Raw genomic sequence first — 22945 nt, forward strand, 5'->3', positions numbered from 1 at the left:
TGCTACAACTCCGCCAGCGTGTTTTCGATAACGTTTCCGGTAATAAATAGCAGTCGTTGTACTTCAATCCAATTGAAATTTAAGTACTTAACTACCTGGCAGTGCTAGGCAGCGTTGTCAACTCCTCCCACCTTTGCTCTGAGTTATGAAAACTGTAGTTGAGATGTTTCACGGGCTCATTGTGACTGCCCAAACTGCTATGCATCGGCGCCAGAAAACTTGCGTGACGGCATCAGTGGGCATCGTGGTTCTCGTCTTTCTCGGAGCCTTTCAAACACTTCGTCAACCAGCTAGAGCTAAGGTGGAACAGCCCGTGCTAGGCAGCCGATCAGCCAAAACACTGGAGGTAGGCGGGCTGAAGTTCAAGGACTTGAACAAGAACGGCCGCCTCGATTTATATGAAGACTGGCGCTTGCCCGCAGAGGCGCGGGCCCAAGACCTAGTAGCGCATATGTCAATAGCCGAGAAGGTTGGTTTCATGCTCATTAGCAGCACCCGTCTGCAGAACGATTGGGCGTTTGAAGCACCCAAAAACAAAGAACCCATTACCAGCCAATTCAACGAGGAGGATCTGGTTACGTCCACCAACATGTTCACGCGCAAACAGTTGCCCGTGCCCATCATGACCGCCGCAGGTACCACCAAGGCTGTCACGCAATTTCACCAACGTCACTTTATTCTGCGAGCCAACGTGAGTGCCCGCACGACGGCGGAATGGGCTAATCGGCTGCAGGCGCTGTGCGAAAGCCAGCCGTTGGGCATCCCGGCTATTGTGGCTTCCAACCCCCGTAACCACATCACAACGGCCGCGGCAGTTGGCACCAGCGTTGGCACCACGGCTTTCTCGAAATGGCCCGGCGAACTAGGCTTGTCGGCGATGCGCGACTTGAAGCTGACGCGCGAATTCGCCGACATTGCCCGGCAGGAGTGGGCCGCAGTTGGCTTGCGCAAGGGCTATATGTACATGGCTGATTTATCAACGGAACCCCGCTGGCAACGCGTAGACGGCACGTTTGGCGAAAATGCCGAGTGGGTGGCGCAGATGATAACCCAAGTGGTACTTGGCTTCCAAGGGCCCACGCTCAGCCCTACTTCCGTGGCTTTAACCACCAAGCACTTTCCGGGTGGAGGCGCCGGCGAGGGTGGGCAAGACCCACACTTCGATTGGGGTAAGAAAGAGGTGTTTCCCGGCGGCCAATTCCAAAACAACCTGATTCCTTTCAAAGCGGCCATCAAGGCGGGTACTTCGGCCATCATGCCCTACTACTCGATGCCGGTAGGCACCAAGTACGAGCAGATAGCCTATGCTTACAACAAAGCCGTTATCAAGGACTTGCTGCGCACCGAACTAGGGTTCAAAGGGATTATCAACTCCGACACCGGCCCCATTGAAATGATGCCTTGGGGCGCCGAAGAACTTACCATCACCCAACGGTACCACCGGGCCTTGCAAGCGGGCGTTAATCTCTTTTCCGGCACCGCCGACCCTGCCGAGCTTCTGAAAACCGTCGAAGGTAACCCGGACGATGTGCCCCTCATCAACGACTCCGTGCGGCGGCTGTTGCTGGAAAAGTTTGCCCTAGGCTTGTTTGAAAACCCGTACGTAGACGAAGTTGCTGCCGAAACCATCGTGAACAATCCGAAGTCGGCGGCCCGGGCAGCGGTGGCTTTGCGCAAATCCATTGTGCTGTTGCGCAACGATGTTAAAGCGCTGCCTTTGAAGGCGAAAACCAAAGTGTACTTCGAGTCTTATCAGAAAGGCGGCAACGCACCCGCTACGGGAGCCGGCGAAGTGTATGCCGCTAAAGGCAACTCGTACCCCGTGGAGTTTGTGAGCACACCTGAAGCGGCCGATGTGGTGCTGCTCTGGCTCAAGCCGATGAGCAAATCTTTGTTTGCCTCAGATGGTAGCCCTCTGTACCTCTCGTTGTCGAAGAATGCAGTAGAAGTTCCCTACATCAAGGCGCTTATGGCCAAGAAGCCCACGATTCTAGCAGTCAATTACAGCAACCCGTGGGTTATTGATGAGGTGTATAACGCCAGCACGAAAAGCCGTTGCCAAGGTGTGTTGGCTACTTTCGGTACTACTCCCGAGGCGTTGCTGGATGTCGTAACGGGCAAGTTCAATCCGACGGGCAAAATGCCGTTTACAACTCCGGTTTCCGAGGAAGTGGTGCAAAAGCAGCAAGAAGATGTGCCGGGCTACAAGGAGGCGCCGGGCTATGCCTTGTTTAAGTACGACGAAGGCTTGAGCTACCCCGGAAACCAGTGAAAGGCGTAAGTTAAAACAGCAACGCGTCCCTGGCTCCATACATGGAGCCAGGGACGCGTTGCTGTTTCAAAATTATAAAGAAGTGTAGTACGCCTTGCTGCACCGGTTACTCGCCCACGTACACGGCGGCGGCCTTCTCCCGCAGGTTGTATCCCGACGACATCACCTCGCCGTAAGCGCCCGCCGAGCGAATAGCCACCAAGTCGCCACGCTGCGTTTCGGGCAGTAGCACACCCTTACGGAACGTATCCGATGATTCGCAGATGGGGCCTACTACATCGTAAAGCTGCTCGGCGCTATGGCTGCTCAGGTTTTGGATGTAGTGGTAGCTGCCGTAAAGCGCGGGGCGCATCAGTTCGGTCATGCCCGCATCGAGAATGGCGAAGTTGGTTTGCTGGCTCTGCTTCACGTAAAGCACTTTGCTGATGAGGGTGCCGCACTGTGCTACTAAGGCCCGACCTAGCTCCACGTGCACCTGCTGGCCCGGCCGCCGAATGAGGTGCCGCTCGAACATCGAAAAGTAGCCTTCAAAATCAGGAATGGCCTGCTCATCGGGTTGCTCGTAGTTGATGCCGAGTCCGCCGCCCACGTTGAGGTGCGGTAGGTTGTAGCCCTGGTCGCTGAGGGACGTTTGCAACTCGTTGAGCCGCTCGCTGAGCTTGGCAAAAACCTGGAGGTTGGTGATTTGCGAGCCAATGTGCGCGTGTAGTCCCACTAGCTCTAGGTTCGGCAACGAACTCAGATGAGCTACCACGCCCGGCAGATCAGTCAGGCTGATACCGAATTTGTTGGCAGCCAACCCCGTCGTGATGTGCGGATGCGTGTAGGCGTCCACATTGGGGTTCACACGCAGGGCCACCCGCGCCTTGCGGTTTTGCGCGCCCGCCAGCGCGTCCAGCACCGCCAGTTCCTCCACCGATTCGGCATTGAAGCACCAGATATCGGCGGCCAGCGCCAGATTAATTTCCGCATCCGACTTGCCCACGCCGGCAAATACAATGTGGTCGGGGGTAAAGCCTGCCTCTAATGCCCGCTGCACCTCGCCACCGCTTACGCAGTCGGCGCCGAGGCCGCGGTTTTTAATGCGTTCCAGAACCGGGAGGTTGGCATTGGCTTTTAGGGCGTAGTGCACCAGGAAATTGCGCGGCTCGGCGGCTTGTTGCAAAGCCGTTAGGGTCTGGTCGAGCAGGCCGAGGTCGTAGTGGTAGAAAGGCGTAGGTTGCGCCTGTAGCGCCGGAGAAAGTTGAAACGACATGGTATAGGAAGACCGTCCCGGGGTTCTTTCCAACTTGTGGCGCAGCGTGAGAAAGGAAAAACCAGTTTCCATTTCGGTTGAGGGTGCGCGTTCAGCAGGAAAGCTAAGGGCGGTTTAGAATCAAATGAAAATGAGATTATTAAACAGAAAGCGGAAAAGAGTGGGCTTACAGCGCTAGTTCCCCTTCTTTTTCCGAGAACAGGCTAGAGGAGGAAGATTGCCGCCGGAACAAGCCGTCGTTCAAGGCCCGCAACGCCTGTACTTTGTCGGCGGTATGCACCAGAACGCTGATGTTGTTAGGCGAGCCGCCGTAGGAAATCATGCGCATCGGAATGTCTTTCAGCGCCTCGAACGCCCGGTAAGCCGCTCCGTAATTAGCTTGCACCAGGTTGCCCACCAGACAAATAATCGTTTGGTGCTCGTCCACTTCCACGGTCCCGAAGCGGCGCAATTCTTCCAAAATTTGGGGGAGCCGGGAGGCGTCGTCAATGGTGAGGGATACGGCGACTTCCGAAGTGGTTATCATGTCGATGGACGTGCGGTACCGCTCGAAAATCTCGAACAGGTTGCGCAGAAAGCCGTGCGCCAGCAGCATCCGGCTCGACTTCACATTGATGGCCGTGATACCGTCTTTGGCGGCTACCGCCTTGATAGCCTCCTGGCCGGTTTTGCTGGAAATAAGGGTGCCAGGCGCCTCGGGCTGCATGGTATTGAGCAGCCGCACCGGAATGCCGTGTTGGCGGGCCGGCAATACCGAGCTTGGGTGCAGGATTTTCGCCCCGAAATACGCCAGCTCAGCCGCTTCATCAAACGATAATTCGCGTAGCGGATACGTGTCTTTCACCACCCGCGGGTCGTTGTTGTGCAGCCCGTCGATGTCGGTCCAAATTTGAATTTCGGTGGCGTCGGCAGCGGCCCCAATCAGCGAGGCAGAGTAGTCGGAGCCGCCGCGCTTCAGGTTGTCGATGAAGCCTTGGGTATTGCGGCAGATGTACCCTTGTGTGATAAACAGTTGCTGCTCGGCGTGCTGCGCGAGTAGTGCTTGCAGGTGCTCCCGAATGTAAGCGGCATCGGGCTCGTCGTCGGCATCGATGCGCATGAAGTCTAGAGCGGGCAGCAGCACCGCCTCGCGGCCTAAAATGCCGGTGTAGTACTGATGAAACAGGTAAGTGCTCAGCAACTCGCCTTGGGCCAGAATCACCCGCTCGCCGGAAGCCGACAGCGGCTGACGCGTGAGGTCGAAGATGCTGCGGAAAATACCGTCCAAGTGCTTGATGGCAGCCGCCGCCACAGTGGCGTCGGGTAGCAGCTCGCGGGCTACCATGTGGTAATCCTGCCGCATGATTTCGATGCGCGACATAGCGGCCGTTAGGTCGCCGTTGTGGAGTAACCGGGCAATTTCAACCAACGTGTTGGTGGTGCCGCTCATAGCCGACAACACCACGATACGCCGCTGCTCGGGCGCGTATATCAATTCAGCTACTTCGCGCATCCGTTGCGCCGACCCGACGGACGTGCCGCCAAACTTGAGAACTTTCATACAGGTGAAGAACGAAATACTAAGGCGAAAGGGCAAAAAAAAGCGCCGGCCCTAAGAGGACCGGCGCAGTGAGTTCAGGAGCAACTAAGTGCAAGGAACAGCAACGACGGTCAGGCCGGAATCTGTTTCTTGCATTTCTTGACCATTCCGCACACGCGCTTAGTGCCAGCCGAAGGCCGGGCAGTGAAAGCGCATACAAAAGGGGAGGTGGTCATAGAAAGGGAAGCTGGCACTTGGGCGTGGCTTCGGAGCGCAAGTAAAAACATAATTTGGATTTCTCCGCATCTTACTCACCTGTTTCCTTATGACATGGTCTGCGGTTTCGCCATAGCGGTTAAGCTTTTGGCGGCTTGGCTGAACTCCGACGGAATCAAGACCACCGTTGTGGTGCTATTGTCGATGCCGATTTCGGATATCATCTGCATGCGGCGTAGCTCCAGCGCCATGGGGCTGTTTTCCATCTGCTGAGCGCCCTGCGTGAGCTTGATGCTGGCTTCCAGTTCGGCTTCGGCTTTGATGATGCGGGCTCGTTTCTCGCGCACGGCTTCGGCTTCGCGCGCCATAGCCCGCTGCATAGATTCGGGAATCTCGACGTCCTTGATTTCCACCAACTCAATCTTCACGCCCCACGGCTCGGTGGCTGCATCAACGAGTTGCAACAGCGAGGCATTGATTTGCTGACGGCCGCGCAGCACTTCATCCAATTGGTGCTGCCCAATGATGTTGCGCAGCGCCGTAACAGCTAGCTGGTACACGGCTTGGTTGAAGTTGGCCACCTTGATAATGGCCGCTGCCGGATCAACTACCCGAAACCACAGCACTGCATTCACCTTGATAGTCACGCTGTCTTTGGTGATGGTTTCCTGCTGTTCCAGGTCAACGGTTTTGGTGCGGATGTCGATGGTGACGCGCCGCTCGATGAAAGGAATGATCCAGTATAGGCCCGGTCCCCGCACTCCTGTAAACCGGCCCAGCCGAAACACAATAGCCCGCTCGTATTCCTGCGCAATGCGGATACCGAGTAACAGAAACCCAACGATAAGTAGAACAATAGTGAGGAAGGTCATGACAGTAGAAAAGAAAAGGTGAAGGACCTCGAAACTAATTAAGTACCCGTGCCACTGCCGCTACAAAGCAGGTGCCGCCCTATCACCTGCTTGTGAACCCAATGGCCGCTGTCCTTCACTATCCTGCATTCCTGGCTGCTAAAGATGTTTTTCTAATAAAACAAAGCGTAATCCTGTGCTCAAAGCCCCGTCAGTGACAGTAAGCCTGCAAACCCGAACCTACTGTTTTGGGGTGCATCCTACCATTATGGAAGGGTCTCGGATGGAAAGCAGAACAAACAAAAAGGGAGGGAGCCACGATTGACTCCCTCCCTTCCGTTGTACTTCAGTACTTGTGTCAGGTACTAGTACCCTGGATTCTGTTCAGCTTGGCGTTCCTCGTTGGTGAGAGGCTGACCGTTGCGGAAGATGCGCTCCAAGTGGGTCTGCGGAATAGGCCGCAACTTGAATTTAGGATCGGTAGCGCCTGCGGCATCCGGGTTGAAGAGGGGCGCACGCAACTGTAGCGTTTCAGTGCGAGCTAAATCTTCCCAGCGGTGCAGCTCACCTAGCAATTCGCGTGTACGCTCATTCAAGATGAAGTGTATGAAACGCTGCTCCGTGGTCGTTACCGAACTTGGATACAGTTCTTTGGGGTCGTTGGTGGTGAAGTTGGTCAGCCGGGCTGTAATTGCCGGATACGAACTGGTTACATCGCCGCGGGTGCCACCTTCTATGCGCCAGTTCACTGAGGGCTTCGCTTCTCCTGCTTTGTAAGCAGCTCGTTGCCGCAGCACGTTTATGTACTCCAGGGCCTTGGTGTAATTGCCTTTGCGTCCATAGGCCTCGGCCGCAATTAGATACGTTTCGGCCGAGCGGGCCAACAGGCCATCCTTGGTGCCGGCTTCTTCGGCGGCGCTAGGCCGGTACGGGTCGGTGTGCTTGATGAGCTGCGGAAACTTGTTGCGCAGGGCCAGCGTGCCGGTTGGGTCGTAGGCCCCCGTCACCACATTGCCGGCTGCATTGCGGATGTAGCGGGCAAAAATCTTGTAGCGTGAGCGGTTGATTTGCGCCTGCGGAATCGGGTTTTCGCGGGTGTTAACGATGACGTAGAACGCCGTATCACCAACAGTAAACTTCGGCTGACCTACCAGCGCCGGCGTGGGCGCGTCAGCGGCAACCCACCTCGGAATGTTGTTGGCGCGGTTCGCAATCCAAGCCGTTTTCATCATCTTATAAAACCGCGAGTCGTTGCGCCGGTCGAAGATGTCCATGGCGTAATTGGTCGGCATTATGCGGCGGAAAGGACGGTCGTTGAGGATGTCGCGGTCTATTCCTAGCTCGTTGTCGTACTGCAACGTGAAGTAGGAGTGTACCCGGTTGCCGAAACGGCCCGATAGCGTCACGATGTTGTTGAACTGCGCCGAGAAGAGGATTTCGCGGTTGGTTTGCGCCGCTACGCTGCTGGCGTAGGACGGAGGAGCCGCAGAGGTGAAAGGAGTAGTGGGCGGAGGAGAAACATCGAATAGATCCGCATAGTTAGCTGCCAGCGGGTTGCGCCCCGAGGTAATGACCTGGTCGGCGTAGTAAGCGGCGCTGTCCATGTCGGTAGGCTTCTGGCCGCGCACGTCCGTTACGGCACTACCGCGCGTCAGGTACACCTTGGCCAAGTAGTGCATGGCGGCATTCTTGGTGGCCCGGCCGAAATCTGGCGTGGTCGGAGCCAAGTTATCAGACGCGAATTTCAGGTCGGAGATGATGGTGCGATACACATCGGGCACGGGGGCGCGGGTATAGTCCAGCTTTACGCCTTCAGTGGGCTCCAGTAGCAGCGGGATAGCGCCGTACTGCTGCACCAACTGGAAGTAGTAATAGGCACGCAGGAAGCGCAATTCGGCCAAACGCTGCGTTTTCTGCGCGTCGGTGCGGAGCGTGGTAGTGCCCTGGATGCTAGGAATCCGAGCAATGCCGATGTTACAGCGGTTGATGCCGTCGTAGTCGGCAGTCCAGACGCCATCTACAAAGCTATCCGAAGAGTTCAGGCGGCTATCGTAGCGGTTCCACCACTCGACGTTGATCTGGTCGGCGCTCGTCATTTCATCCACGCCATAGTTGAACATGGCGAAGGAGTGCTCCAGAGCGTACTTATAGCGAGTTTGCTCGTAACTGGATTTCACCAAATCTTCCAAGCCCTGCTCGGTGCTGAAGTAGTCGTTGGTGAGCGTGGAAACTAGTTCTTCTTCTAAGTAATCTTTGCACGAGCCCAGCCCGAGTCCCATCAGGACGGTCAGGGAGGCAAGGCGTACGGTACGGGTGATTTTCATGAGGTTAGGCAATTGAAAAAGTCCTGAATCAGAATCCTACGCGCAAGCCGAACACGAGGCTTTTGGTGCCCAGGTTACGGGCCTGTGCCCGTTCGCCGGACGTGGTTCCAACGTCGGTAGCTTCAGGGTCGAGGCCTTTGAACTTGGTGAACAGGAAGGGGTTCACGGCATTGGCGTACACGCTCAGGTTGCTCATCTTCACTTTCGAGCTGATGGCCTGCGGCACGGTGTAGGTGAGCGAGATATTACGCACCCGGGCAAAGCTGCCGTTCACAAAGGCGTAGCCTTCGTTGTTGCGAGCTTCGGCTTTGTAGGTAGGCCGCGGGAATTCGTTGGTGGGATTATTCGGCGTCCAGTAGTTTACTTTCTGGCTCTGGAACACGCCGCTCAAACCCGGAGTGATGCCGGTAGCCACCAACTGGCCTACCCGGGCATACACCAAGAAGCTAAGTTCAAAGCCTTTGTAGGTAAGCGTATTGTTCACGCTGCCCGTCCATTTCGGCCGGTTCGAACCTAGTATCTGGTAGTCGTTGGCATTGATGATGGGTTTGCCGTTGGCGTCAAGTACCCCATCAGTATCAACCACTCGGATGTCACCGGGCACTGCGCCGTACCGGGCCGCCTCGTCCGCTTGGTCTAGCTGCCAGATACCATCGTTTTTGTAACTGTAATACACGCCGAGAGGCTGCCCGATAAACCAGCGGTTACCGATATCATCCTGCGCGCCGGAAGCCAGCTTCACAAATTCCTCTTTGTTGCGGGTGTAGATGAAGTCGGTAGCCCAGCGGAAGCCGCCGGCCGTTTCCACGTTGATGGTGGTCAGGCTGGTTTCGATGCCGCTGTTACGCGTCGCTCCGATGTTTTGCAAGATGTTGGCCACCCCGCCGGCCGTAGGTAAGCCGCGCGGCAGCAGCAGGTCGGTGGTGTTAGCGCGGTACGCTTCCACCGAGCCACTTATCCGGTTATTGAACAAACCAAAGTCCAGCCCCAAGTTGATGGTAGACGTTCGTTCCCATTGCAAATCGGGGTTAGGAATACCACCGAGCGTGTTCGGCAAGGTACCAGGCGTGGGCGAGTAGCCGTAGGCTGGGGTTTCGTTGAAGGCGTAAGAGGAACGCTGCAGGGTACCACCCGTAGTGTAAGGGTCAACGGAAGCCTGGCCTACGGTACCATAACCGCCGCGTATCTTCAGCTCGTTGATGGCTTCTACACCGCGCAAGAAACTTTCCTGCTGCACTTTCCAGGCCAGGGCCACCGAGGGGAAGAAGCTCCATTTGTTGCCCGGTGCCAGCACCGAGGCACCGTCGGCGCGGCCGGTAGCCGTCAGCACGTAACGGTCCATGAAGCTGTAGTTGATGCGGCCCATCCACGAAGCCAGGGTGCGCTTGGAAAAGCCGGTACCAAAGCCGTTGGCCGCCGCCTGATACGTCGAACCCAAGTTGTACCACTTCTGGCTGTCGTAAGGCAAGTTTACGGCGCTGATCGACGAGCTTTCGCTGCGGTCAGCTTGCACGCTTTGCAGGGCTGTAATGCCAAGGCTATGATTTTCGTTGATCTGCTTGTCGTAGAACAACAGGTTTTCCACCACGTAAGTGAAGTTCTGCCCTTGGTCGTACTGCGCGAAAGATGTGGAGTTGGGGCCGCCGGCATCCCGGGCAATAGCCCGCGCCGACTGGAAGATACCCGTACGATTGTTCCGGAAGTCAGGCCCTACGTTGAGGCGGTAGCGCAGCCCTTCTACGGGGAGCTTTACCTCGCCATAGAAGCTGCCGAAGAAACGGGTTACGCGCCGCTCGTTGAAGGCGTTTTCGGCCTCGCGCAGTGGGTTGTAAATCGTGGATACAAACGCCGGGCTGACAATGAACGTCCCATCGGGCGCATACGGCGTCGCGTACGGAATCTGGCCGGTGGCGCGACCGTAGATATCGGGTCCGTAGTTCTGCACCGCCAAGCTGGCGTTGGTCGAAGCGCCCAGCGTGACGATGTTGTTGACCTTGTAGTCGAGCGTGACGCGGGCGTTGTAGCGCGTGAAGTCCTGTCCTTTCTGAATGCCTTCCTGGTTGAGGTAACCCACCGACATCGAAGCTCGCAACTTATCGTTGCCGCCGCTGGCGCTGATTTGGTGGTTCTGAGTCAGGGCCGTGCGTAGGGCTAGCTTTTGCCAGTCGGTGGTGCGCACCTTGCTGGCATCATAAACCGGAATTTGAGTGACGTTGGCGCCATAAAGGGCACGCTCTTCCTCGGTAGTGGGGCGATAGGCTACCTTACGCGTTGCGCGGTCTTCCCACTCGTAGCCGTCGGCAATACCTTCCCACGCATTGGGGTCCACTGCGCCGAACAGAGTGTAGTCGAGGGCTGGATCAGCGTAACGGGGCGCGTAGGCATTGGTGTTGCGGTTGGCTTCGCGCTGCAATTCCAGGAACTCACCGCCGTTGAACAAGTCCAACGTGCGTGAGGCCTTATCAATGCTGAAATAGTTGTTGTAGTTGAGCGTGAACTTGCCTTCCTGCCCGCGCTTGGTGGTCACAATCACGACGCCATTGGCCCCGCGGGAGCCGTAAATGGCCGTAGCCGACGCGTCCTTCAGTACTTCCACAGATTGAATATCCTGTGGGTTGAAGTCGTTGAGGCCGGTGCCCTGCGCTAGCGGAATGCCGTCTACCACGTACAGCGGCTCGTTGGATGCCCGAATGGAGCGGTTGCCCCGGATGCGGATAGCAGGCGTTTCGCCGGGGCGGAAGTTGCCACCAGCCACGTCCACCCCCGCCGCCCGACCTTGCAAGGCCTGCGTCAGGTTTTGGGTGGTTACCTGCTGAATCTGCTCTTCCGAAACCGACGACAAAGCGCCTGTTACGTCGCTCTTTTTCTGGGAGCCGTAGCCGACTACCACTACTTCTTGCAGGGCCTTGGTGTCGGTGCCTAGTACAATGGATACCTCCGAGCGGCCATCAATCGGCACTTCCTGCGTGGCATATCCAATAAAGGAGAAAATGAGGGTACCCTGCCGGTTAGGAACGTTCAGTGAGAAGCTGCCATCTGCCCCGGTTGCTGTGCCTGTCGTGCTACCTTTCAATACAACCGTAACGCCGGGTAGGGGGGCCTTCGAATCGTCGGCGGTAACCTTACCGGTTACTGCCTGAGCTACTGCGGCGGGCGCTATTGCCAGTAGCGCAGCTGCAACAGGAAGCTTCCGAGTCAAGCCATAGAGTTTGTCCATAAGACTGAGGGTGAGGTTCAATAAATTCCACAGAAAGTACTCTGTTAAATTTGACGTTGCCGTCCCGCACTCTCCTGTATGCAAAGGTTTTCGTAGCTCCGTTTTCGGCTTGTGTTCTTGCGTTATTATGCTATTTTAAAGGCAAATTTACCTATTTTAGATAAATAAAGTGCTTTTCCGCGTGAACACCAGTTGCCCTGGCAAGTAAGGTGGTGAAAAGAAAATAAGCGCTGTTAAGTAGCTGCGTTTACCTCCACAGTAGCCAAACAGGATAGCCGCACTTAGTGAGCTTATTGATAAACAAGATTAACGTTTGTGTAATTCGCTGCAACTAACACGGATTGTGAGTGGATAAGTGAAGGGCCAGATGGCTTTGACATCGTTAGACAATACATAGCAATGCCGCCTACCTGCACTCACTTGGTGTATATAGGCGGCGGCTTCGCAACGAAACTTAAAAGGTTTAGCGCACCGGCTTCGGTAGCACGGGCAGGCTTTCGTGGCCCTCGGCATCTACGGATACAACCCCGAAAATGAAGTTGTCTTTGCTGTGGGGCAAGTCGGCTTTCGTGTCCGTCACGAAGAACTTCTGCTGCCACTCGGGCGCGCTGGTTTCGCGCATCAGCACGTAGTAGCCAGCTGGTTTTTCGCCGGCTTTGGGCGCTTCCCACTGAAGCTCTGTGCGGTTGGTGAGCTTGGCGGTGAGTACGCCTACGTTTTCAGGAGCAGCGGGCGCCAGGGCTAAGTTGGCGAGGGCAGCCAGGTTCACGCCAGTGTTTTTGCGCAGATACGCGAAGTCCATAAACTTGGCATGGTCGCCGTATTCTTCGCCGTTTTCGGTGCGCAAATCCTGGTGCTGATGGCGGAAGTCCTCGTTCATTTCCGAGAAGCGTATCGCCGTAAAGCCTTGCTGGTTGAAGGGCGTATGGTCGCCGCCGCGCAGGAACCGGTCGGGGCGGTACTCCAGCACTACCTCATGGCCCGCTACGTGGTTTTTGGTGACGGTGCGGATATAGCGCGCAAGCTGGCGGCTCGGCGAGTCGTTTTCCGAGGACAGTGTACGACGTACCTTGGCTTCGTCGGGGGTTTCGTTGGCGGGCACGCCTTCACTGAATACGCGCAGCTGCGTGGTGTTCTTGATTTCCGGGTCGTGGCCAGTGGAGTTGCCCATAATGTCGTTGTTGAGCATAGCCACCAGGTTCCAGTTTTCGGTTTTGGCGCGTTTGGCCATGTGAGTCGAGCCGTAGAGGCCCTGCTCTTCGCCCTGCACCGCTACGAAAATGATGGTGGCCGGGAACTGCTGCTTGCTCATCACCCGCGCAAGCTCCATCACGGCCACCGTGCCGGAACCGTCGTCGTTGGCGCCTGGCGCATCGGCTGTGGCGTTCATCACGTCGGACACGCGCGAGTCGATGTGCCCACTCACCACGAAGATGCGCTTGTCGTTGGGGTCGGTGCCAGGCAGCGTGGCCATGACGTTGGCCATCACCACGGGCCGGTTGATGCGGCGGCCGTCGGGCTTGATGGTGAAGGTGTCCTGCTCGACTTTCAAACGGCCGCCACTGGCTTTGCTGTACTTCTTGAATTCGTCTTCCACCCAATTGCGAGCCGCCCCGATGCCGCGCTTCTTGCTTTTGGTATCCGATAAGGTGTGGCGGGTGCCAAAGCTCACGAGCTTGTCGATATCATCCCGCAGGTTCTTTTCCGATATTTCTTCCACCATTTTGGTGATGGCAGGGTCGGGCGTAGTGGTTGGTTTGGTTTGAGCGAAAGCCGAAGCCGTAAGGCCAAGGGCAAGCAAAAAAAGAGTAGAACGCAGCATTCAGTTGGTTGATTAGAGACAAGAGCAGAGACACGCCAAAGCGCTTGGCCGTTGCGGCCAGTACGCAATATAACGCGAACGGGAAGTTATAGTACTTTCAGTAATTCAATCCTCTTGATTCTGCAGTAACAGCCATCCGCAAATAGGGTAAGGGGCAGGCCCATTGCTAACGAGGCAATCGTGCTTTTCAATGTTGCTAATCAGACACCAAAGACACCTAGCGCTAGAGCATCGATACCAACACACTAGCTGCATTACCCCAAAACCGGCTGCATTTACTAGAATGCGCCGAATAGGCCGAGTTGGGGCTGGCGCTAAATCAGTAGCAAACGGAACTGGGAGCCACTGCTGCGTTGCAAGCACATGCAGCGCAAAGTCCAAGCTCAGCGCCGCCGATGCTCCTAGCGTGTGGCCCACTAGCCACTTGTTGGATAAGAGCGGAGGCAGTTCTTCGCCGAAAATTGTGCGCAGTGCCGCTCGTTCCGACGCGTCACCGGCCGGGGTGCCGGGGCTGTGTAGCACCACGGCGTCTATGTCGGTTGGCGTACGGCCCGCTTGGCGCAAAGCGTGGCCAATAGCTTGCTGAAAATGTTGCCCGTCGGGTGAAAGTCCGGTTTTGCTGGCTATGGCTTCAAAGCCAAACCCTACGGCTTCCAACACAAATACCGGTTGTCCGGGCTGCTGGAGTTCGATCGTTAACGCGGAAGCGTCCACCTTTTCCAGCGCGAATACGGCGGCTCCTTCGCCTAACACGAAAGACGAAGGTCGGCCGGCACCGGGCCGGCAGGGCCAATCGGTAGCTGGAAAGGTGGAGTAGATGCCCAAGGTGTGCATCTGGGTGAGCGTGAAATCGGTGAGGGGCGCTTCGGTGCCGCCAGCCAAAAAGCGGGTGGCCATGCCGGCCCGCAGCCACGCCACGGCATTGCCGAGCGCCTGAAAGGCGCTGCTACACGTACTGGAATGGCTAAGAGCCGCGCCGCCAGTACTGCCCGCATCAAATGCCACCCAGCTCGCCACATTACCAAGCGTAGTCAGCGGCGAAGCGGCCACGGGTACCACGCCATCTGCCAGAAACTCGCGGTGAAACTGCTCTAGCCGTTCCGTAGCCCCACGGCTAGAACCGATACTCACGCTGATTTCAGGTTGCTGATTGGGGATAGAAGTTTGTTGATTGAGAGTACCCGTATTGTGGCTAGCTGCTGCCTTGGTAAGCACACTGTTCGCTATTGGGGTCTCAACAGCAGTCAACTGCTCAACCACAGTGCCAGATGCCTCGGTAACCCAACCCGCTTCAGTGGTAGCTTGCCGAGCGGCCAGCAGCGCCAGCAGCACCGTCCGGTCGAGTTGGCGGTAGGCAGGATGGGCGCGGCGGAGAGCTGCTACAGCTTCTTCGGTGGTAGCAGGCAGCGCAGCCACCGGCAACTGGTGCGCGACTACACTTCGCGTTTGAAACGGCGAAGCCTCACTAGCAGAGTAGGCGGCCAAATTAGTGCCGAGCGCACACGCCCGGCCCCGCCCCCGAATAACAATCAGGCCTTCTGCGTTAGGCATGGGCGGCGGAAGACGTAAGCGTAAGTACTAATTCCCGCATCTGCTGCAGTACTTGGTAGAGTTTCTCTAGCTCGTCGTTGGTAGTGCAGTAGGGGGCAGCAAGTACACCACGTTGCCAAGCGGCCGCAACACCACGTGGTTGCGTAGCGCTAGTTGATAAAGTTCGTCGCGGAGGTTGCTGAAGTAGCTAGTGCCTTCGCCGGGGTCGTACTCTACGGCCAGCATGGTGCCTAAGTGACGCACTGCCCGAACGCCCGGCTGCCCTTCTATTTCCTGCCGAAAGGCGGCGTGGGCTGCGGCAATGCGTGCCCGTTGGTTCGTGCACTCGGGGCGCGGGTAAGTTCGAGGCTAGCCAGGCCCGCCGCGCAGGCTATGGGGTTGGCGGTGTAGGAGTGACCATGGAAGAGCGTTTTGAGCCGGTCTTCGCTTAAAAAGGCTTCATAAATGACACCAGTGCAAGTAGTGAGGCCCATAGCCATAGTACCCCCGTCAGACCTTTGGAGAAGCACATAATGTCGGGCTGCTCGGTAAGCAATTCGCTGGCAAATAGCGGCCCGGTGCGTCCAAAACCCGTCATCACCTCATCGGCAATGCAAAGCACGCCATGGCGGTGACAACGGCGCACAAGCTCATCGAGCACTTCAACTGAATACGTGACCATTCCGGCAGTGCCCAGCAATAGCGGCTCGAAGATAAAGCCAGCCACATCGGGGCGACTTACTACGGCGTCTAACTGAGCCAGCACCTCGGCTTCGCGGCCTGGTACCGGCACATCAATGAACTCCACATCAAACAAATAGGGCCCAAACGGCGCCGTGAAAGCGCCCCGCCCGCTCACCGACATGGCTCCGAACGTGTCACCGTGGTAAGAGTCACGGAAGCAGATAAAGGTGCGGCGCTCGGGCTGGCCCTGGTTGTGGAAGTACTGCATCACCATCTTGATAGCTACTTCCACAGCTGTCGAGCCATTATCGGAGTAGAACACGCGGGCCTGGTTGGCGGGCAGGATTTCCAGCAATTGCTCGGCTAGCTCCACGGCCGATGGGTGCGTGAAACCGGCGAACAACACGTGTTCTAGCGTGTGCAGCTGCGCACTCACCCGCGCCGCAATGTGCGGGTGGGCGTGCCCGTGCAAATTCACCCACCACGACGAAATGCCGTCGAGGTAGCGGGTACCATCTTCTGCAATCAGCCAGGAGCCTTCGCCGCGCACAATGGGCACTGGCAGCGGCGCGGTTTGCATCTGAGTGTATGGATGCCACAATACGGCGTGGTCCCGTTCGGCAAGAGTAGGCATGAAGCAATAACAAATTGGGGCGGCAAAGGTAACGGCTCCGCCTCATTGCCGCGCCGAATGAAGCCTCAACACTCTCAGATTATAGCCCAAACCATGCCCGGAAGGTGGCCGCATACCCGCGCACTACCGTTGCTGAAACTTCCGGCTCTAGCCGTAGCCGAGGCATTAGCGGAACGTTGGTGTGTTGACTGATAAAATCTTCGGTAGCAGGTGTTGGGTCGCCGTTGAACACTAGGCCGCGTACGCGTAATCCACGCGCTTGTAAAGCTTCCAACGTAAGCAAGGTATGGTTGATGCTACCCAAGTAGTTGCGCGAAACTACCACCACATCGAGTTGAAATTGCAGCGCCAAGTCGGCTATAAGCAAACCCGGCGCTAGCGGCACCAACAGCCCGCCCGCGCCCTCTACAATCAAATGGTTGTTTGTAGCAGGTAGCTCAAAGTCAGAGGCGTGCAGTTCTAGGCCTTCGGCCGCTGCCGCCGCGTGAGGCGAAGCTGGCATTTGTAGCCGGTACCGCTCGGGCCAGAACTTACTCACCGGGTTCTGTACCAAGCTGCGTACGGTAGCCGCATCGGTGGTAGGCTCCAAACCTGCCTGCACCGGCTTCCAGTAGTCGGCTTGCAAAGCCTCAGTTAAAATAGCTGACACGAGGGTCTTACCTACGTCAGTCCCGATGCCGGTAATGAAGAGTCGTTCCAAAGGAGAAAAGGCAAATAAGAGAGTTACTTTGTATCGAGTAACCTCATGTATAGATAAGGCGGACCTCGGATGCTTTATTACAAGATGATAGAATGTGCCACATCAAGTAGTTGACCTAACACTGCCGCCAGTCCGTCAATTTCTTCCCGTGTGTTAAAACTATGCACAATAAGCCGTAGTCGTTCCGTACCCGCGGGTACCGTTGGCGACACAATGGGCCGGACGTCGAAGCCAGCTTGTTGGGCGGCAGCGGCTACGCGGCGTACTGCTTCGGGCCGGGGTTAGTAGGGAAGAAGACTGGATGGATGATATGGCTGTCCAAGGGTACGCGCAGACCGGGCACAGTATTGAGCGTATGTTTCAGGTACTCGGAAAGCTCAAATAGCTGCTCCCGCTCCGGCGCCAGATCAGGTAATAGGTAGTAAGCTACTGTCAAGCCAGCTACAGTGAGTGGAGGCAGGGCCGTGGTGTAGATGAAGGGGCGGCTGAAGTTGAGAAGATAGTCGCGTAGTAGGGAAGGACCGGCTACCACCGCGCCTTGACTGCCTAAGGCCTTGCCGAAGGTGAGGATGCGAGCAAAGACATCGGCTTCCAAACCCAAAGCAACTACTAGGCCTTCGCCGTTTGGGCCATAAATGCCGTTGCTATGCGCCTCATCTACCACCAAGTACAGTTCCCGCTCCCGACAAAACACGGCTAATTCTGCCAGCGGCGCCATGTCGCCATCCATGGAGTATAAGGCTTCTACGGCTACGAATACAGCGCCGGTAGCACGAGCTAGGCGCCGCTCTAAATCAGCTAAGTCGTTGTGGCGGAAGCTCCAGGCGGTGGCAAAGCTGCTGCGAATACCGTCTTTCACGGAGGCGTGCGAGGCTTCATCGTAAAGGATGGTATCGCCGCGGCGGGGCACAGCGGAGAAGAAGCCCATGTTGGCTGCGTAACCGGAGTTGAAGAGCAACGCTGCTTCTGCTCGGTGAAACTCGGCTAAGTGGGTTTCGAGTACTTCGGTGGCAGCGGAGTTGCCAGTAAGCAGCCGGGAACCAGTACTCCCGGCTGCTTCGGTGGTGGCATGTTGTAATGCGGCTTGTAGCGCCGGGTGGCGACTAAGTCCCAGATAATCATTGGAACTGAAATCCACCAGGCCAGCCGCGGGTTGCGTCAGGCGGCGCCGCGTGCCATCTGCTTCGCGTTGGGCGAGTTGATGGGCGAAACGCTGGTGAAGAGGGGAGGTGCCGAACATGAAAATGAAAATCTAGGGCAAAAAAGCTAGTTCCCCTTCTCAACTGAGGAGGGCTAGGGGTGCTTAACCACGCGTTGAACAGTAACTAGCTTTAATTTCTAGTTGTTCAACTATCCCTAACCCTCCTCAGCTGAGAAGGGGAACTAGCTTTTTAACTTTAAAACTATGCCTCTACCGAGGCTTCTCGGCCCAGCACCATGGCGCCTTCGGGCACGTCCTTGAACGATTTGCGTGGCTTCAAGCCTAGCAGAGCAAACATCTGCTTGTCGGCGTCGAAGTCGGGGTTGGGGGTGGTGAGGAGTTTTTCGCCGCTGAAGATGGAATTGGCGCCGGCTAGGAAGCACAAGGCTTGCTCGGTGACGGGCATCTCCTGGCGGCCGGCCGAGAGGCGCACCATGGTGTTGGGCATCAGAATGCGGGCGGTGGCTATCATGCGCAGCATTTCCCACACGCTCACGCGAGGCTGTTCGGCAAGGGGCGTGCCGGCCACCGGCACCAGGGCATTCACGGGCACCGACTCTGGGTGAGCGGGCAGAGTAGCCAACGTATGGAGCATGGCAATACGGTCTTCGTCGGTTTCGCCAAGGCCGATGATGCCGCCCGAGCACACCGAAATACCAGCCTTACGCACGTGTTCAAGCGTGTTGAGGCGGTCGTCGTAGGTGCGGGTGGTGATGATTTCCGAGTAGTGTTCGGCGCTGGTATCGAGGTTATGATTGTAAGCGTAGAGGCCGGCTTGCTTGAGGCGTTCGGCTTGGTACTCGTTCAGCATGCCGAGGGTGCAGCACACTTCCAAACCAAGCTCGTTTACTTGCTCTACCATGCCTAGTACCCGGTCGAAGTCCTTGTTGTCGCGGATTTCGCGCCAGGCGGCACCCATGCAGAAACGAGTGCTACCCGAATCCTTGGCGCGTTGGGCTGCGGCTATTACTTCAGCATCGGGGAGGAGTTTGTGGGCTTGCACGCCGGTGTGGTAGCGGGCGGCTTGGGGCAGTAGGCGCAGTCTTCGGGGCAGCCGCCGGTTTTTACGCTTAATAGGGTACATACCTGTACCTCACCGGTGGCCTGGGTCTGCGCATGAATGGCAGCCGCTTGCGTCACGAGTTCCAGCACGGGCTGGTTATAAATGGCATTTACTTCTTCGAGAGTCCAGTCAGTGCGAATCATGTGTGGGGAAGGGTTGGGTTCAACGGCTGCCAACCTGGCAAGAAAAGCAGCCCGCCAGCATCGAAATTACACAGCGGTCCGCAAGATACAGGAGAAGTAGTTTCGACAATACAGGATGGGCTAGTGTCTGTCTGTTGCGCATATCCTCATGATCAGTGTATAGCTCCAGTGCCAAGCTGCTGTGCTACTTATAGCTGTCCTACTAAGGTCAGGATTGTAGCGTGTTCTACTGAAAGTAGATTTAACTGCTACTGCTTGGGTTCGTGCTGGTAATCAACTATATACCGCCCTGCTTGGTTCTGCTAGTTCCATGGCGGCAATAATCATCCATGCTAAAAGCCGTCCTAGACAGCAGTCAGCATGGATAGAAAAAATAAGGTAGCCTGGTTATTCGGAGGCGCTGCGAGTGTCGCGCGTATTTTTCTGCACGGCAATGGCGCCAAACAAAGCCAGCATGAATGACATAGCATAGAAACCCTTTTCGCTCAGCGCCAACGTGGCGTTCCACAGGCCTACGGCTAGCAGCACAATAGCTGCCAAGGTTGCAAACCAGCAAAGACCGTAATAGATGTTGGTGACGGGAATATTTTCCAGTTGGTCGCGGACACTTTTTTGCAGTGAAACCGCAGCGAACAAGCCAAACAGTAGAATAGTGAAGTAATAGCCTTTCTCATTGAGGAGCATGGTGGCGTTCCACAAACCTACTATGTAGGCAATCATACCGGCCAGCAAGGCAACCCAAGAAGCGGCAACAAAGGCGTTGGAAGGCTTCTGATTCATAAAACAGGCTGTGTAAGAATTAGCGAAAAGACCGCCAGCTGGCAAAGCTGCGGTTTGTCGCTTCAAACATAGTGATAAGTTTATATGATGGCGGCTTAGCAATCAAGTTGTTGCTACGCAGGCAACTCGCGGAGCACCCGGCACGGATTGCCCACAGCCACCACACCAGCCGGAATGTCGCGCGTAACGACGCTGCCCGCCCCAATGGTGGTGCCCGCCCCGATGGTGACACCAGGCATAACTAGCACGCCGGCTCCCAGCCATACATTGTCGCCGATGGTGATGGGGCGGGCAAATTCCCAACCCGCTACGCGCGGCCTTACTTCCACAGGATGCCCCGCCGTGCTGAGCAGTACATTTGGCGCTATAAATACATTGTCGCCAATGGTGACGGGGGCGCAGTCGAGGATGGTGAGGTTGTAGTTGGCGTAGAAGTTTCGCCCTACTTTGATGTTATAGCCATAGTCGCAGCGCAACGGGGCCTCGATGTAGGCGTCGGTTTCATAGCCTAGCAATTCGGCTAACACCTGCTTGTTGAGTTCCACGGGTTCCTGGTTGTAGCGGTGGCATAAGGTCTTGGCCCGCAGCCGCTCCGCCACAAGTTCCGGGTCGTTGGCTTGATATAACTCGCCGGCTAGCATCTTCGCTTTTTCGTTTGTAACGCTCATACAAGACTTTAGTGAAATCCGCTGCAATATGGCGTAGGCAAATTTAGTGGCGCTGCGTGTTGGCGTTAAGTCGGTTGCTGGCCGTTATATAGGGTTGCTGCTGCGGGTGTCGCGGGTATTTTTCTGCACGGCAATGGCGCCAAACAAAGCCAGCATGAACGACATGGCATAGAAGCCCTTTTCGCTCAGCGCCAGCGTGGCATTCCACAGGCCGACCACCAACAACGCTACCGTCAGGATGGTGGAAAACCAGCTTAGGCTGTAGTAGATATTGGTTACTGCCACGCCTTCAAGTTGGTCGCGCACACTCTTTTGCAAGGAAACCGCCGAAAACAGGCCGTACATCAGCACCGTGAAATAGTAGCCTTTTTCGTTGAGCGGCATCTGCGCATTCCAGAGGCCGATAATGAAGGCAGCCATTCCGGCTAGTAACGCCACCCATGAGGCGGCAACGAATGCGTTGGAGGGCTTGGAGTTCATACTGTGTTAGTAAGTTTGGGTTGGATCAGAAACGCCGGTGAATAGCCGAACGACAAGCCAAACATAGCAAGCTACTCCACCAACCCTGTATCCAAACTTCTGCCTCTGTTAGACTTTTCAAAACCTGATTCTAGCAAAGTCAATGGGCATCCCATAGCCAGGGCTTTAGACATTGAAATAAGCTTTATCGCAGCTTATAGTATATATTTCATTGGGATATTGCTTGCTTTATCCTACTTGCTTACAACTAAAAAATCAGACTTTACTATGACCCGCTATAACTATCAAGGAACTGTTAAAACACAACGAGCCGCTCGATTCGAGCGGCTCGCTGTGGCTATGATCGTTTGCCGGGTCGGGCACTCCCGCGGGTACCACGGGTGGAATTCTTAGGCTTGGCAGATCCGCCAGCCGAGCCTTTGGCGGGACCCGCCGGGCGGCCAGGACGGGCGCCCGGCGTGCCAACCGGCCGCCCCGAACCAGCGGCCCGGCCCGCCGCAGCCAAGCCGCGGGGCGTGGCTGGTTTGCGGCCCGAGGGTTTCTCGATCCAGGTGCCAGCAAGCTTGGTTTTAGGTTTGCGGGGAATATCCTCGTCGAGAGAACCAGAGGCGGGGCGTGCAATAGCGGGCTGGCCAGTGATAGGACGAGCCGTTTTGCGCGAAGGACGGTCGGCCCACTGCTCGGCGGTGGAAACGGTTTTGCGGCGGCGGGGCACAGAGCCGTCGTCGGTGCTGCTGGAGTGTTCTATCATCTCAAATAGCACTTTCAGTTCCTTTTCGGTTAGCTCGCGCCATTCGCCTACGCCAAGGCTTTTAATGTTGATGTTCATTACCCGAATCCGCTCTAGCTGCACTACCTCGTAGCCAAACGCCTCGCACATGCGCCGGATCTGGCGGTTCATGCCCTGAATCAGAGTGATGCGGAAGATGTAGTTGGTTTCCTTTTTTACCTCGCACTTCTGCGTCATTACGCCCAGAATCGATACGCCATTGGCCATGGCTTCAATGAACTGATCGGTGATGGGCTTATCCACCATCACGATGTATTCCTTTTCGTGGCGGTTGCCGGCCCGCAGAATCTTGTTGACAATGTCACCGTTGCTGGTGAGCAAAATCAGCCCCTGCGACTCTTTATCGAGGCGGCCAATAGGGAAGATGCGCACACTGTGCTTGATGTAGTCGATGATATTGCCTTTTACACCCCGCTCAGTAGTGCTCGTGATGCCCGGCGGCTTGTTGAAGGCGATGTACACGGCATCTTCTTCGGCGCGGGGCTCTATGGCGTGTCCGTTCACCACCACCCGGTCTTTGCTACCGACCTGTACGCCAATTTTGGCCCGCTTGCCGTTCACAAACACGTTGCCTTGCTCGATAAACTTGTCGGCTTCCCGCCGGGAGCAAAAGCCGCTTTCACTGATGTACTTATTGAGCCGGGTGGTCATGTGCTGAATTTCTAGTTGGTGTTCTTATTTAGCTGGCCAACGTGGCGGCAAAACGATTCACAAAGCTACGCATAAGCCAAATGGAAGGAATACGGCAATAGCCACAGGAAGTGAGAACGAACTATAAAACCTCTAGCCAACCGTA

17 protein-coding genes and 1 pseudogene are annotated in these 22945 nt (G+C 56.3%); 1 reads left to right on the plus strand and 17 read right to left on the minus strand.

The window, feature by feature from the left end:
• Positions 1–145: 145 nt before the first annotated feature.
• Positions 146–2272 carry a glycoside hydrolase family 3 protein gene (locus MUN86_RS07210; protein WP_245123494.1) on the plus strand — a complete coding sequence of 709 codons (2127 nt, stop codon included), beginning with the start codon at positions 146–148 and terminating at the stop codon, positions 2270–2272.
• Positions 2273–2378: 106 nt separating this feature from the next.
• Here the strand turns inward: MUN86_RS07210 and lysA are convergent, their stop codons facing one another.
• The 17 genes and pseudogenes from lysA to rluF all read right to left on the minus strand — a co-directional run bounded on the left by lysA (position 2379) and on the right by rluF (position 22800).
• Positions 2379–3599, minus strand: coding sequence for a diaminopimelate decarboxylase (gene lysA / locus MUN86_RS07215; RefSeq protein WP_245123495.1), 1221 nt, complete (start codon positions 3597–3599; stop codon positions 2379–2381).
• Positions 3600–3693: 94 nt separating this feature from the next.
• Complete coding sequence (locus MUN86_RS07220; protein WP_245123497.1) at positions 3694–5067, minus strand: aspartate kinase; 1374 nt, start codon at positions 5065–5067, stop codon at positions 3694–3696.
• 302 nt (positions 5068–5369) lie between these two features.
• Complete coding sequence (locus MUN86_RS07225) at positions 5370–6134, minus strand: slipin family protein (protein ID WP_245123499.1); 765 nt, start codon at positions 6132–6134, stop codon at positions 5370–5372.
• Positions 6135–6478: 344 nt separating this feature from the next.
• Positions 6479–8437, minus strand: a complete 1959-nt coding sequence (locus tag MUN86_RS07230) for a RagB/SusD family nutrient uptake outer membrane protein (protein WP_245123501.1) — start codon at positions 8435–8437, stop codon at positions 6479–6481.
• A 28-nt stretch (positions 8438–8465) separates the two neighbouring features.
• Complete coding sequence (locus MUN86_RS07235; protein WP_245123502.1) at positions 8466–11654, minus strand: SusC/RagA family TonB-linked outer membrane protein; 3189 nt, start codon at positions 11652–11654, stop codon at positions 8466–8468.
• Between the two features lie 463 nt (positions 11655–12117).
• Positions 12118–13476, minus strand: a complete 1359-nt coding sequence (locus MUN86_RS07240; RefSeq protein WP_245123505.1) for a M20/M25/M40 family metallo-hydrolase — start codon at positions 13474–13476, stop codon at positions 12118–12120.
• Between the two features lie 105 nt (positions 13477–13581).
• Positions 13582–15027 (minus strand): beta-ketoacyl synthase N-terminal-like domain-containing protein, encoded by a 1446-nt coding sequence (locus MUN86_RS07245; RefSeq protein ID WP_245123508.1) that lies wholly within the window; start codon positions 15025–15027, stop codon positions 13582–13584.
• Between the two features lie 66 nt (positions 15028–15093).
• The gene (locus MUN86_RS07250) at positions 15094–15252 is read right to left on the minus strand and encodes a hypothetical protein (protein WP_245123511.1); all 159 of its coding nucleotides are present in this window, start codon (positions 15250–15252) and stop codon (positions 15094–15096) included.
• 41 nt (positions 15253–15293) lie between these two features.
• Positions 15294–15500, minus strand: coding sequence for a hypothetical protein (locus tag MUN86_RS07255; RefSeq protein ID WP_245125833.1), 207 nt, complete (start codon positions 15498–15500; stop codon positions 15294–15296).
• Entirely contained in the window at positions 15455–16324 is an 870-nt protein-coding gene (locus MUN86_RS07260; RefSeq protein ID WP_245123514.1) for an aminotransferase class III-fold pyridoxal phosphate-dependent enzyme, read from the minus strand. Before MUN86_RS07260 ends, MUN86_RS07255 begins: the two co-directional genes overlap by 46 nt.
• A 79-nt stretch (positions 16325–16403) precedes the next feature.
• Positions 16404–17024 (minus strand): dethiobiotin synthase, encoded by a 621-nt coding sequence (gene bioD, locus MUN86_RS07265; RefSeq protein WP_245123517.1) that lies wholly within the window; start codon positions 17022–17024, stop codon positions 16404–16406.
• A 253-nt stretch (positions 17025–17277) separates the two neighbouring features.
• A complete protein-coding gene (locus tag MUN86_RS07270; RefSeq protein ID WP_245123520.1) occupies positions 17278–18264 on the minus strand; it encodes an aminotransferase class I/II-fold pyridoxal phosphate-dependent enzyme in 987 nt (328 codons plus the stop codon).
• Between the two features lie 163 nt (positions 18265–18427).
• A pseudogene (gene bioB / locus MUN86_RS07275) lies at positions 18428–19431 on the minus strand (biotin synthase BioB).
• Positions 19432–19818: 387 nt separating this feature from the next.
• A complete protein-coding gene (gene yiaA / locus MUN86_RS07280; protein ID WP_245123523.1) occupies positions 19819–20211 on the minus strand; it encodes an inner membrane protein YiaA in 393 nt (130 codons plus the stop codon).
• A 113-nt stretch (positions 20212–20324) separates the two neighbouring features.
• Positions 20325–20879 carry a sugar O-acetyltransferase gene (locus tag MUN86_RS07285; protein ID WP_245123526.1) on the minus strand — a complete coding sequence of 185 codons (555 nt, stop codon included), beginning with the start codon at positions 20877–20879 and terminating at the stop codon, positions 20325–20327.
• 84 nt (positions 20880–20963) lie between these two features.
• Positions 20964–21359 carry an inner membrane protein YiaA gene (gene yiaA / locus MUN86_RS07290; RefSeq protein ID WP_245123529.1) on the minus strand — a complete coding sequence of 132 codons (396 nt, stop codon included), beginning with the start codon at positions 21357–21359 and terminating at the stop codon, positions 20964–20966.
• 337 nt (positions 21360–21696) lie between these two features.
• Positions 21697–22800 carry a 23S rRNA pseudouridine(2604) synthase RluF gene (gene rluF / locus MUN86_RS07295; protein WP_245123531.1) on the minus strand — a complete coding sequence of 368 codons (1104 nt, stop codon included), beginning with the start codon at positions 22798–22800 and terminating at the stop codon, positions 21697–21699.
• Between the last annotated feature and the right edge of the window lie 145 nt (positions 22801–22945).

Source organism: Hymenobacter volaticus, from assembly GCF_022921055.1.
Taxonomy (GTDB): Bacteria; Bacteroidota; Bacteroidia; order Cytophagales; family Hymenobacteraceae; genus Hymenobacter; species Hymenobacter volaticus.

Coding starts and splice junctions, on each gene's coding strand:
- MUN86_RS07210 (WP_245123494.1), top strand. CDS start 146: ATGAAAACTGTAGTTGAGATGTTTCACGGGCTCATTGTGACTGCCCAA.
- lysA (WP_245123495.1), bottom strand. CDS start 3,599: ATGGAAACTGGTTTTTCCTTTCTCACGCTGCGCCACAAGTTGGAAAGA.
- MUN86_RS07220 (WP_245123497.1), bottom strand. CDS start 5,067: ATGAAAGTTCTCAAGTTTGGCGGCACGTCCGTCGGGTCGGCGCAACGG.
- MUN86_RS07225 (WP_245123499.1), bottom strand. CDS start 6,134: ATGACCTTCCTCACTATTGTTCTACTTATCGTTGGGTTTCTGTTACTC.
- MUN86_RS07230 (WP_245123501.1), bottom strand. CDS start 8,437: ATGAAAATCACCCGTACCGTACGCCTTGCCTCCCTGACCGTCCTGATG.
- MUN86_RS07235 (WP_245123502.1), bottom strand. CDS start 11,654: ATGGACAAACTCTATGGCTTGACTCGGAAGCTTCCTGTTGCAGCTGCG.
- MUN86_RS07240 (WP_245123505.1), bottom strand. CDS start 13,476: ATGCTGCGTTCTACTCTTTTTTTGCTTGCCCTTGGCCTTACGGCTTCG.
- MUN86_RS07245 (WP_245123508.1), bottom strand. CDS start 15,027: ATGCCTAACGCAGAAGGCCTGATTGTTATTCGGGGGCGGGGCCGGGCG.
- MUN86_RS07250 (WP_245123511.1), bottom strand. CDS start 15,252: ATGCTGGCCGTAGAGTACGACCCCGGCGAAGGCACTAGCTACTTCAGC.
- MUN86_RS07255 (WP_245125833.1), bottom strand. CDS start 15,500: ATGGGCCTCACTACTTGCACTGGTGTCATTTATGAAGCCTTTTTAAGC.
- MUN86_RS07260 (WP_245123514.1), bottom strand. CDS start 16,324: ATGCCTACTCTTGCCGAACGGGACCACGCCGTATTGTGGCATCCATAC.
- MUN86_RS07270 (WP_245123520.1), bottom strand. CDS start 18,264: ATGTTCGGCACCTCCCCTCTTCACCAGCGTTTCGCCCATCAACTCGCC.
- yiaA (WP_245123523.1), bottom strand. CDS start 20,211: ATGAATCAGAAGCCTTCCAACGCCTTTGTTGCCGCTTCTTGGGTTGCC.
- MUN86_RS07285 (WP_245123526.1), bottom strand. CDS start 20,879: ATGAGCGTTACAAACGAAAAAGCGAAGATGCTAGCCGGCGAGTTATAT.
- yiaA (WP_245123529.1), bottom strand. CDS start 21,359: ATGAACTCCAAGCCCTCCAACGCATTCGTTGCCGCCTCATGGGTGGCG.
- rluF (WP_245123531.1), bottom strand. CDS start 22,800: ATGACCACCCGGCTCAATAAGTACATCAGTGAAAGCGGCTTTTGCTCC.